The sequence below is a fragment of the Donghicola sp. genome (assembly GCF_025210255.1).
GTDB classification, from domain to species: Bacteria; Pseudomonadota; Alphaproteobacteria; order Rhodobacterales; family Rhodobacteraceae; genus Donghicola; species Donghicola eburneus.
The window spans coordinates 72569-84537 of the sequence record NZ_JAOARZ010000043.1 but is presented as its reverse complement, the minus strand read 5'-3'; the positions used below and the strand labels follow the sequence as shown (position 1 = coordinate 84537).

Here is an 11969-nt window from a genome sequence, read left to right as displayed (position 1 = left end):
TTACTCCGTATCCAACCTTTCCCAGAACGCCGCCTTGCGCCCATAATTTCGGCGCAGGCCCTCGACATAGGCGTAGTGCGACGGGTGGCCCGCGTAGTCTTCGATGCTCATGTCCGCGGTGGTGCACGCCATTAGATGGCGCGCGGCATGGCCGTAGCGCCCCGTACGGCCGCGGCGCAGGGCAAAGTCAATCATCGCACGCCAAAGTAGAACCGCTGGCAGTGGGTGATGCGCTGATAGGTCGTCGGCCAGCGGAGAGAGCAGCTCGTAGGCCTCTCCGTCGATTTCGTCATAGCGCGCCAGCACCAGCTGCGCAGCGAGCGACAGGTCGGGCGCCCGTTGGCAATACAGCAACGCGGACTGGATCGGGTGATAGCCCAGAATGTGCGCACGTGCGCAGTCTTCGGCCTCGATATCCTCAAAATCAGGCAGGAGTTTCAGGTGCCGTTGCAACGCTGCCGGACACAGGCGGGTTTCGAACCGCTCCCAAAGCGCGGCGATCAGGTCATCCTTGCGCCCCAATGCTTCGAGACAAGCAAAATGTGCCTCGTCCAGATCGAGGCGATCCCGCGTGCTGCCCTCGCGCCGTTCCAGCGCGGCCTCGACCAGCGCCAGCGCCTCTTCTGCCCGTCCTGCCTGCAGCAAGCGGTCGGCAGCGGCAGGCGCGACTGTCTCGGCCGTCAATTGCTGCGGCGTGTATTGGGCGAGCCATGCGTCCACGTCCCCCTCTAGATCCGCGAGATCCTGTAGCAGCAGATGGATACGGCGTTGGCGGGCTGCTCTGGCCCGTGCTTCGGATCGCGAGGCTCCTGTCAGAACGGCATAGAGCGCGATCTCGGCCTCGGGCGCAGGGGCTTCGGCTGCCTCTCGCGCCAGCGTTTTCAGTCGCGCCATACCCGACGCGCCCAAAGCGTCTGACGTTGCCCGCACCGCATGTTCAAACGTCCCAAAGACATCCCCGACCACCGCATCAAACACGTCTTCGGCCAAATCCTCGGGGGGTTTCGTCAGTTTCGCCGACAGCCGCGCTACAGCCTCCATCGCTTGGTGCATCACGTCGCCAATCGCGCTCCACGCGTCATCGGTGCGCTCCAGAATACCGCGTGCCAGATGCAACTGTTCCCACAAAAGGTCAAACGCCAGATCCGGCGCGGACTCGGCAATCCGCGTTTCGATCAGCTCGGTCAGTTCGGACAGCTCCTTGGCCAGAGTTCTTTGCTTTTTCCGAGAGATATAACTGCGAGCCTTGCGGATCGTGGCAAAGCGTTTGCGCACATCAACGGCAACCGCTTCGGCCCCCTGACCTGCGGCCAGAACAAGCCGAACACGGCGTTGGCGGGCCGCATCGCCCTTGACCGTTTCGAGCAGCAGCTCTGCCAAGGTTTCGGTCCCCAGCGCCATCAGATTTGCCTTGTTCAGCGCTTTGCCTGCCATGCCAGTCCTATCCTTAGTCTCAGTCAGTTCGCCCTTCACGTCTAAGTTAGTTTGCCGCAGACGCAACGCCATCTAGCTATGAGATATGCGTATTCTCATCCTCCCACTGATATTGCTCTTGGCCGCCTGCACCGCCGAGGTTCCCCGAAACGCGCGGATCATTGTCGCGGGCGACTCCGTGATCGCATGGAATGGCAGTGACCAGAACGTCGCGGCGCAGCTACAGCGTATCTTGGACGAGCCGGTGGGCGATGTGTCCCTGTCGCTGGCGCAAGTGGACGGCGGCATCGGCCCACTTAATATCCCCGAACAGATTGATGGCTACGCGCCCGAATGGGTGGTCCTGAACGGCGGGGCCAATGACCTGAGCCGCAATTGCGGGTGTTCCGACTGTGCGCCTGTGCTGGATCGGTTGGTGTCGCCTGATGGCATCTCTGGCGCTATCCCCGATCTGGTGTCCAGCCTGCGGGCCAAGGGCAGCAAGGTCGCATGGGTCGATTACTACACCGCTCCGCGCTACGCAGGCACCACCTGCGAGGCCCCCTACGACATGCTAGAAACGCGCCTGTCCCGCATGGCGGCACGGGACGCCGGGGTGACGCTTGTGGACTTGGACCGGACCTTTCGCTCGGACGAGCTATCGCTATTTGCCAGCGATCGCATGCATCCCTCTGCCAAAGGCTCTGCCCTGATCGCACAGACGGTTGCGCCTGTTTTGACCGATGACTGACCCGCATCGCTTTGCGACAAAACCTCTCGCTCTGCCGCAAAAGCATTGAGCTTTCGTCGTTCCCACCCTATCCCAATCTAACACATTCAAATCTGTGAACCTATGGGGTAGGGCCGACCGCATGCTATTTACCGCATTTCGCATCGCCGCGATCGTCGAAGGGATCACCACCCTCGCGCTGTTCTTCGTCGCCATGCCGATCAAGTACATGCTTCACGATCCGCTCTGGGTGCAGATCGTTGGCCCGCTGCATGGCTACGCCTTTCTGCTCTACATCGCACTGATGGCCATGCTGATGCGCAAGGCCCCATGGACCAACGCCGATGTCATTCGAGCCAGCCTCGCCTCGCTTATCCCATTCGGGACCTTCCTGAACGACGGTGCGATCAAGCGTCGGTGGCAAACGGCGCAAGCCATCTGAGAGCCGAGCACACCGCTGATGAAAACACCTCTTGCCTTGATAACTTGTGTTGCTGCGCTGCTCCCTCTGCCCGCTTTGGCAGAGCTGTTTACCATTCACTCCGCCGCGCCCGGCATTTGGGCCATCGAAGGGCCCGCAGAACAGCGAAACCCCGAGAACTTGGCCAACAACGCGACCTTTGGCCTGATCGAAACGTCAGAAGGCGCCATTCTGATCGATCCCGGCGGGACTTGGGCGGGCGCGAAGCTGCTGGACGAAACGGTCCAGACACTGACCAATCAGCCCGTCAAATACGTGATCAATACCGGCGGACAGGATCACCGCTGGCTTGGCAACGGCTACTGGAAGGATCAAGGCGCGACGGTCATCGCCTCGACCGCTGCTGTGGTCGATCAAACCGCGCGCGGCTCCATGCAGCTGTCGATGTTGGCGCAACTGGTGCCGGACGGTCTGACGGGCACTGCGCCCTCCTATGCCGACATCACCTTTGATGACACGTACAGCCTGACCCTCGGGGAACGGCAGATCGAGGTGCGCCACCCCGGCGCTGCCCACACGCCCGGAGATAGCTTTGTCTGGCTGCCAGACAGCGGCGTAATCTTTACTGGGGACATCGTCTATGTGGGGCGCATCCTTGGCGTGATGGAGTTTTCGGACAGCGCGAACTGGCTTCACAGCTTCGAGGCGCTCGCCGCTCTGAACCCGACCGCCGTAATCCCCGGCCACGGGCCGCTCACCGCGCTCGATCGTGCCACTGCGGACACCTACGATTACCTGCAGAATTTGCGGACGCAAATCGGCGCGCATATCGACGAAGGCGGCGATATCATTTCGTCGGTCGAGGTCGACCAATCCGCGTTTTCCTATCTGGACCAATTCGACGCGCTCGCAAAACGAAACGCACAAACGGTGTATGAACAGATGGAGTGGGAGTAAGCGCTCCTTTCCATGAGCCGCAACGAAGCGAAGACTAAGATTTCGACCATCGCACGCGCGTATTTTCACGGGCGTGCAGACGCAAAGGCAGCGTTGTTTTCCAAAGCGTTAGGATTCGCGGAAAATAGCGCGGTGTGTCGCGCAGGCCGCGAAGTCCTGTGCCATAGAATAGATCAAACGATTTATGCCTCGGATATGTCCGCACGCCTCTGTTATATAAGGTTCAAAAAGCGTGATCAGCGGCGCGCATAGCTCTTGATCGCATGCAAGCCTCTGAAAGAAGAAAGCTATTTAAAATAGCTGTCTTTATTGCACCTTTTCCGAACGGCTCGGCTCAAGCTCAGAAAATAATAACAGATGGTCTGGAAAACCGGACTTCCCTATCCAAATGGAAACAATTTCCTTGCTCACGCTAGGTCAACTTCCCTAAACCTTTGACCATCAAGTAAAAATCTTTGATGGCGCGATGAATATTCATACCAATTCTTGCCAGCTTTTCAGGCTGCATGGATCCAGCGGTTTTGCGACCGCGCTGATCGCGACCATTTTTGTTTTCGCATTTGCAATCAGCGTCTACGCGGGGATCAAGCTATCACCCCGCTTCTACATCGCATCAGCTACGATTTTGGTATTCGGCACCGCGACCTGTTGGGTCCTGTTCCATCAGACAGAGGTGACGCTGGATCGCGGTGCCAATTCCGCGTCTGTGTCCAAACGCATGCTCCACGGCGCACATCGGTACGATGTGTCCCTCTCCGACATCCGTCAGGCTGACGTGGACATCCGGCAAGGCAAGAACAAGGGCACAACCTACCGGCTTGTGCTGGTGGCGCAGCAGAACGAGAGCCACGAGCGCCTGATTATCAGCCACGGATTTTCACCGAACCGTAAGTCTATGATCACCGCGCGGCTGATCAACGAATGGCTTGGTGTGCCAGAGGCCGCAGTCGGGACAAGCGATCTGCGCCGGAGCACCGGCACCTGACGTCCGATAAACACACCCTCAAAAACGCCCGAATTTTCTGAAACAAAGGACTTCTAATGGCACGCATTGCCCTGACCGCCGTTTTGCTTGGCGCCATGACCAGCGCCGCCCAAGCTGGCGAATACTGCACCCTCGACGAAAGCGTCATGTTCACCTGCACGTTCAACAACGGCGCCAAGGCGGTCGAGGTGTGTGACACCAACTACTGGGCCGACGGCGACAACGCGTCCTATGGCTTTTACAAGCGTGGCGGCGCGATTGAGAAAGAGATCATTACTGACAAAGCCAGCCTAATCGCCACCCCATGGAGTGGCGTTGGCCGTTCAATTTGGGAGGCCGTCACCTTCTATTCCGGAGAGTACGGCTACGAGGTCTGGTGGTCCACAGAACGTGCCGAAGACGCAGTTCTCGAGGGCGGGATCACCGTCACTCAGAACGGCGCGGTCTTGGCGAATCTGACCTGCGATGCAGGCTCGGTCGAGCAGAATTTGGCGACCTTGATCGAGGCGGTCGAGATCGCACAGGTTTCACCATAACGCTCTGACCAACATGTTTATTTCTATGATACGCCGATCACGCGGTGCGCTCGTCTGTGCCTTCGCGATGTTGCAGGCCGCCCCCCGCTTTGGCAATCTGCGCCAGCGGCAATGATATGGTCTTTCAATGCGCCGTCGCGCCTGACGGGGGCGATCAGATCACCGTGTGCCGCGATGGGGATATGGCCTTTCTCAGCCGGCACACCCGCGACACAGGCGCGATGTTTTATGACCCGCCCCTGACCATGGACCCGACCCGCGACTACTATGTCGAGGAGGTGACCGAAGGCACCGGTCTGTCGATTGCCATGGGCTTCTGGGATCCGAACCGTGACACCGCTGCAATCCTACAATTTCGCGCCGGATGGGATGACGAGGCCGATGACGTGGACATAAACGGCCCCATGGAAATGTGGCTGCAAAGTCCCGATTGGCAGCAGCAGGTGGACCAAGTGCTGTGCCGTCCGAACACCGTTCAGTACGATGCTGACGTGATGTTCGACCTGACTTTGGATTGCGGGCCGATGGGGCAGTTCTATTCGACTGAAAATATTCTGCCCGAACCATCGCTGGTCGGCCGCGCCCGTGTGTCCGCGCCAGACGACGGCATCCCCGTTTACGCCAGCAGCCAACCTAACGCCTCAACGCCCCGATGGGCGCGGCTCTATGACTGGTGGGATGTCGATGTGATCGACCGCATGGGCGACTTCAGCGCTGTGGCCTTGCCCCAAGGCTTTGTGTCGGACTGTGTGCTTCGCCCTGATGATTTGTTTCAGCCCTACATTGGCCCCTGCTCGACCGGCTGGGTCGAAACATAATATTTGGAAATGCTCCGATAACGTGAGTGCAATGTCGAGCCTCGGCCGCCCGACAGGACCAAGGCGGCCCTTGCACTCTGGGGGCCGCCTTTTCCTTGGCGTATTATGCCACCGACCGATCCACCAGGGCCTTGTGGTTTTTCGCATGTCGCGCGATCAGGCGCAGCACCCTTTGGCCTTTGGTCGGGATGTGCCGCGCCGCCGTCCGTTCAGTCTGCTCCGCAATATCAGGGAAGAGCTGCAGAATTTCGGCGCGGGCATCTTCTGAAACGGCCTTCAACGCTTCGGGGCCTGTGAACAAGCTCTCCGTCGCGGCCCCATTGGAAAAGACGATTTCGTGCCGGTCGAAGAGAATGTGGAAGTAGGTCACGCCGTCCACGCCTTCTGCGATCTCAATTCCCGGCAGCCCCACCAGCTTGATCGCCGCTACGAGCACCTCTTTGACGCCAAACATCCGCTCGGCAATGGCAGAGCGCAAGAGCACACGATGTTGACGCGACACCAGCAAATCCCGCGCAGGCGTCCCGTTCCCCAGCGCACCTGCCGCGATGCGGATCGGGCGTAGCTTGGGCGCGGTCTGCAAATCCGCAGCGGACAAGGCCTTGGACCCCAGCCAACGCACGGGCTGATATCCATTGTCCATCGTCATAACCAAATCGCCCTCGGCCAAATCCTCTACACAAGTCGGCCCGTCTGCGGTGATGATCTCTGTCCCTTGGGCAAAGCAGATGATCTCGATCCCGCTAAAGGTCAGCACCTCGCCTGTCGTGAAGTTCACTGTACCGGTTTTGGCGCCACTGTCGTTCGGGTCATCAACTGCCGTAATGGTGTAGCTGGCCGGATCAAGCGCGCTCAGGTCAATGGCATCCTGATCCGTCGTATCATCCGGCCCCGTCCCGCCAATGATCACGTCGCCATTCGCATCCGCCGCGGACCCGATGATAAAGGTATCGTTGCCCGCGCCGCCTGTCTGGCTGTCCGCCCCCGCGCCGCCGGTCAGGATATCGTCGCCATCTCCGCCGTCCAGCGTATCGTTGTCCGCGCCCCCATCCAGCGTATCGTTGCCACCGCCACCGGACAGCGTATCTTGGCCCCCTGCCCCGATCAGTTCGTTGTCCAACAGGTTACCGGTGATCGCGTTCGCGCCAGAGTTGCCACGCACGTTTTCGAAATTCAGGACCTGAGTCGCGAACCCAATATTGGTGGCCGTGCCGTCATCGTTCAGCGTGATCCCAAGATCAAAGGCATCCACCGCCGTGCCATCCAGCGCGATAGTGTCGTTGCCGTCGCCACCGTCCAGAACCTCTAGTCCGTCGGCGGGCGTGTAGTAGCCGACCTCCGCAACGTCATCGCCGCCCTCAAGGTAAACGACATCCGTGCCACTGTCCGTTCCGCCCGCGAGCCACGTATCATTGCCGTCGCCGCCATAAACGGTGTCGCGCCCCAAGCCGCCGGTGATCGTGTCATCGTCCGCGCCGCCGTAGATCAGGTCGTTGCCAGAGCCGCCGTCTATGCTGTCGTTGCCCTCATCCCCGTAAAGGACGTCGTTTCCAGCAGCACCAAGGAGCGTGTCATTACCGGACCCGCCATAGACGGTGTCATACCCCGAGCCGGCGTTGATGTAGTCATTCCCCGCATAGCCATAGATCGTGTCATCGCCGGACTGCAGGAATAGGAGATTTTCGTTGGTGATCTGGTCGCCATCGTCATCAGTGTACCCCACCAACATGACGTCATCACCGCTGGTCCCATCCACGCCCGCTGTGCTGGGGGCCAAGTTATAAGACGCCGTGTCGTCCAAGGTGATCGTGGTCGCGACCCCTGCGAGCACAGGAAAGCCATCAGGCGCATAGAGGTAGACTTCGCCCGTGGCCGAGGTGAACACCGCCGCATCGGTTGAGCCGAGCAAGATCCCCAGCACGCCGCCGATCAAGCTGTCCGCGTTGAAACTCGCGACACCTTCGTAATCCACGGATTGGGGCACGCCGTCGATGCTCAGGGTGCCGACTTCGCCCGAGGTCAGGACACCATCGTTCTCGGTGATCGAAACCGTGCCGGACACCGAAGTAAAGGACGGCAGAACCGTAAGCGACAGCAACTGCGCAAGCGTGCCGTCGTATGTGTACAGATTACCTGTAACATCGAGTGTTGAAGCCATCTAAACAGTCCTCGTGTACCGGCCGCGTTCAAAGTTGAAACTTCGGCTTTCAAAAATGCGGGACTTGTTTTGCGGATCGTTTGGTGGCACCGACACTTAAAAAGGTGTGCGGCTCTGCTCATGATCCCGAATGCAACGGGGCCGCAAGGGATTGCTGCAGCGCCGCATTCAACGAAGTCCCAAATAAATTTGGTAAAAGTAAACTCATGACTTGGCGGTGGCCTGCGGTGGGGAACCAGTACAACGCGCCGTACAAACCAAAGGGCAAACAATGTCGTCCTACGTGGCGCTCGGTCAGAACGGGAACCGAGCAATACTTTTGCTTTCGAGCCGATCACGTGCGGACCCTTGACGGTCTTTCCGTCGGCCTTGAGGCGGCAAACGAGCCGTAGATCACACGTAGACACATGTTTTTACGTGGTAATTCAGGGCACCCACTGAGGCATTTAGACTTCTTTTGGTCTCAAGGGCTCTTTCGCAGCCCGTGAAAGAACTGCGCTGCCTTCAGGACTTCCGCGCCTGAGAGGAATGAAAACCTGCACTCTGCGCACAATTCATCGATCGGATGACAGCCGTCACGCCGTGCTACAGTTCAGGTCAAAAGAAGGTTTTAGGTCAGGTCATCCCCGCGTCGGGCCGATGCCCTGCACCCGATCAGGATGTGTCGTCGTTCAATGGCCGCTCTCCATTGTCTCTGTTTGCTTCGCTCTATGGCCCCGTGACTGCCGCGCTGCAGCACGTCAGGAAAACGCTCACTCGACAAACAAAAAACAAGATAGGACCTATCCTTATGGGTTATCCCTACTATCGAAAACGTCAGCTCACAAACTCTTTGCTGCACCGCAAAGAGCAATATCGAAGTTGCAGGCATTAACCTTTAGGTGTGGTAACTTCTAAACTGCAATTACACAATCTCGTTTTGCGCATGTCCTTCGTTTTGCGACCCGAAGTCGAATTCGGTTTTCAGAATACAACTGTTTTGACTATCGAAAGGATGGGACTCCGACCGATCGCGCCACACACGGCGCGTTTGGGACCAGAATTACGCGCGAAATCGGGCTCTTAGCGCAGCAATGTGAGTCGAACCGATTCCACAGCAGCCCCCGATCAGGGTCGCCCCAGCCGCCACCCAGCGCTCCGCCCATTCCAGATAGGCGGCGGGGTCCAAATCTTCGCGGATGGTTGAAATCGTCTCGTTGGCCCCGCCCTCTCTGGGCTTGGGCACAAATCCGTTGGCATAGACGCCCAAGGGCATAGGACGCCCCATGTCAGCCAGCACGTCGCGCGCCGTGACGACCGCGCACTGCATCACCTCTGGCAAAGAGCAGTTGAACAGCAACGCCTCGGCCCCAAGTTCGACCGCCAGCCGCGCCGCATCCTGAACCGTTTCACCGGACCGCAGCTGCGCCGGAGCATCCACCGTGTCATCGCGCAGACTGCATGCCAGCCAGAGCGGTTTGCCCGTCCCCGCTGCGGCTGCGGCGGTCTCGCGCATTTCGGACAGGCTGCTCATGGTCTCGGCCAGCCAAAAATCCGCATAGGGGGTCAGAGCCTCTACCAAAACGCGCAGGATCTCTTTGGCTGCGTCACTATCGAAGTCATCAGGCAAGTAGGAGCCACATGCAGGCGGCAAGCATCCCGCCACACGCGCAGTCTGCCCTTTGGCCATCGCCTCATCCGCAGCCTCTCGGGCGAGTTTTCCCGACAGCGCGGTCAGTTCCGCGCCGCGCGCCTCAAACCGCTCTTGGCCGATGTGGAATGGAACCACCGCGTAATTCGCCGTGGTCGCGATCTCTGCCCCGGCCTCGAAGAAGGCCTGATGCGCTTGCTTGATCGCCTGAGGATGATCGATAAGCGCGCCCGCCGACCACTCTGGCTGCTTCAGCTCCGCGCCAAAGCGGGTCATCTCGCGGCTCAGGCCGCCGTCCAGCAGGATGATCCGGGTCATGTGCATTCCCATCCAGCGCGCCATCACGGGCGCAAAGCGTCACTTTGTCAAAGTTCTATAGACCGCTAGCTCTGGTGCAATGGGTTTCAACCGCATGGCCGGTTCAGGCGACAAAGCCAAGAGATGCGAAATCGCATCACCACACTTCCGGAATTCATTACTCCTTACACTTTATAGTTGATATCTTAAGCACATTGCTCAAAAGCATGGCAGTCACACCGACAGGAGTTGTTATGAGCGGGACTGTTATCTGGAACGGGTACGAGACATCTCTCGACACCGTGGCACTGTATATCGAGATCAAGGTCCAGTACCGCGAGGCACCTTTCCCAGAAACGCTGAGTGACTGGGGGCTCGGACCGGAATTTGTTCAGGCCGACAAACATATGTACTCGATGCTGACCATCGGGGGCCGCCGCCCCAATTTGATTGAAGACGGCACCGGCATCGAAATCAACGCTCAACAGTACGGCACGATTTACGACGCATACGAGACCGACCGTTGGGACACTGGCGACCCGACAGGCCAAGGCGACTGGCGCGGAGAGGACTACTTCAAGAACTCTGTCGGGGTGATCAGTACGATGCCGACCGACGGCTATCAGGACTGGGTCGATGGCGGGGAACTGACCCCATACCACTACGACGAACGTCCAGATACCTTTTACATCATTGAAACAATTTCTGCCAGCCAGCTGCAAACAGTACTGAACCGAGCAACCAGCGTGACTCAAACAGGGCTCCTGCCCGACGCAGGCTTGATCGAAGTCAGCAATTATCTGACCTCTCAGTCAGCGGATCCGGACCGTTTTGATCAGATGGCCGATCCGGCAAATCCGAGCGCGTGGTCTTTCGAATATCTCGACGAAGCCAGTCTCGTCGGCATCGACATCCTCAAGTACCAAACTGAATATGATCCGGCAGACTTGTCGTCCCCCATGACCCAAGGTGCTTTGTCCTACCTTGGCAGTGCGCTCGCCGCAAAGGGGAAGGATCTTCTGCCAGAGCACTTCGAGACCGTGGAAGAGGCCGAAGCGTTTGTAGCGGATCTGCAGGACACGTTCATCGATGGTGCTCTTGATTTGATCGAACAAACCCGAGGCGGGACCTCTTTCTCCAAATGGGTGAAAGCGAACGAAGCCCACGTCTCGGATCTGGAGCAATCCCTCTTGGACAAGAGTGATCTGGGGAAAGTCCTAGGTGAACTTGCCGTAAATGTTCGCGATCAGTCAGGTGGCACAACCGCGACGATCTACAATACCGCAGACGGTTGGGGCATCGATTACCCCTATGATACAGAGGCAACGCGTTTCATCGGCAGCCAAGGGTCTACTTGGGTTACAGCTTATGACAGTGTGCTCTACGCATTCACCGGACGCGGATCTGATACTCTTTTTGGCGGCGCAGAAGCAGACTGGCTGGCAGCTGGCAAAGGTCGCGATATGATCTCGGCTGGCTCGGGCAACGACCAGATTCATGGTGGGTCCGGTGTTGATGATCTTTCCGGTGATGCTGGTAAAGACCGCATCTGGGGCGGAAACGGGGACGACTGGATTTACGGTGGATCTCAACGGGACCGTCTGTTTGGCGGAACCGGAGACGATTACCTCCTTGGGGGAAGCGGGAACGACACGCTCAAGGGCGGCGCCGGAGATGACTGGATAGAGGGCGACAAAGGAAACGACACGCTGACAGGCAATGCTGGCAGCGACACCTTTATCTTCACCAACTTCAAAGGCTCCTATTACATCCCCTCTGGCCAAGACACCGTGACAGACTTTGACGCTGACGAGGGCGATAGCTTGGTTCTTTACCTCGAAGGTTATGCATCTGTCGCAGAGGTCAAAGCTGTTGCACACCAAGACGGCGATGATCTGGTGATCGACTTCGGAGGTCGCCAAGTCTTGACCCTGAACGACACCACTTGGCGCGATGTCAAAAATACCATCGATATCATGGATTTCATCGACACTCTCGACACCATATAAGCGCGTCAACGCCCG

The 11969-nt window shown here is 58.5% G+C and carries 10 protein-coding genes; 7 read left to right on the top strand and 3 right to left on the bottom strand.

Going from position 1 to position 11969, the window contains the following annotated elements:
* The gene (locus N4A58_RS19895; protein WP_293713008.1) at positions 1–1434 is read right to left on the bottom strand and encodes a DUF6880 family protein; all 1434 of its coding nucleotides are present in this window, start codon (positions 1432–1434) and stop codon (positions 1–3) included.
* 85 nt (positions 1435–1519) lie between these two features.
* On the opposite strand from N4A58_RS19895, the gene N4A58_RS19890 reads away from it, so the two are divergent.
* From N4A58_RS19890 to N4A58_RS19865, 6 genes are all read left to right on the top strand, one after another.
* Positions 1520–2164 (top strand): SGNH/GDSL hydrolase family protein, encoded by a 645-nt coding sequence (locus N4A58_RS19890; RefSeq protein WP_293713006.1) that lies wholly within the window; start codon positions 1520–1522, stop codon positions 2162–2164.
* Between the two features lie 121 nt (positions 2165–2285).
* Positions 2286–2585 (top strand): DUF3817 domain-containing protein, encoded by a 300-nt coding sequence (locus tag N4A58_RS19885; RefSeq protein WP_293713004.1) that lies wholly within the window; start codon positions 2286–2288, stop codon positions 2583–2585.
* A gap of 18 nt (positions 2586–2603) precedes the next feature.
* The gene (locus tag N4A58_RS19880) at positions 2604–3521 is read left to right on the top strand and encodes an MBL fold metallo-hydrolase (RefSeq protein ID WP_293713002.1); all 918 of its coding nucleotides are present in this window, start codon (positions 2604–2606) and stop codon (positions 3519–3521) included.
* 466 nt (positions 3522–3987) lie between these two features.
* A complete protein-coding gene (locus N4A58_RS19875; RefSeq protein WP_072704609.1) occupies positions 3988–4506 on the top strand; it encodes a hypothetical protein in 519 nt (172 codons plus the stop codon).
* Positions 4507–4562: 56 nt separating this feature from the next.
* Entirely contained in the window at positions 4563–5042 is a 480-nt protein-coding gene (locus N4A58_RS19870) for a hypothetical protein (RefSeq protein ID WP_293713000.1), read from the top strand.
* Between the two features lie 116 nt (positions 5043–5158).
* The gene (locus N4A58_RS19865; RefSeq protein WP_293712998.1) at positions 5159–5860 is read left to right on the top strand and encodes a hypothetical protein; all 702 of its coding nucleotides are present in this window, start codon (positions 5159–5161) and stop codon (positions 5858–5860) included.
* Positions 5861–5963: 103 nt separating this feature from the next.
* Here N4A58_RS19865 and N4A58_RS19860 read toward each other — a convergent pair whose 3' ends face one another.
* On the bottom strand, positions 5964–8018 hold the full coding sequence (locus N4A58_RS19860; RefSeq protein ID WP_293712996.1) for a Hint domain-containing protein: 2055 nt from the start codon (positions 8016–8018) through the stop codon (positions 5964–5966).
* A gap of 1042 nt (positions 8019–9060) precedes the next feature.
* Positions 9061–9966 carry a homocysteine S-methyltransferase family protein gene (locus N4A58_RS19855; RefSeq protein WP_293712994.1) on the bottom strand — a complete coding sequence of 302 codons (906 nt, stop codon included), beginning with the start codon at positions 9964–9966 and terminating at the stop codon, positions 9061–9063.
* Positions 9967–10199: 233 nt separating this feature from the next.
* Here N4A58_RS19855 and N4A58_RS19850 point away from each other — a divergent pair, with 233 nt between their 5' ends.
* Positions 10200–11954 carry a calcium-binding protein gene (locus N4A58_RS19850; RefSeq protein ID WP_293712992.1) on the top strand — a complete coding sequence of 585 codons (1755 nt, stop codon included), beginning with the start codon at positions 10200–10202 and terminating at the stop codon, positions 11952–11954.
* The last annotated feature ends 15 nt before the right edge of the window (positions 11955–11969 follow it).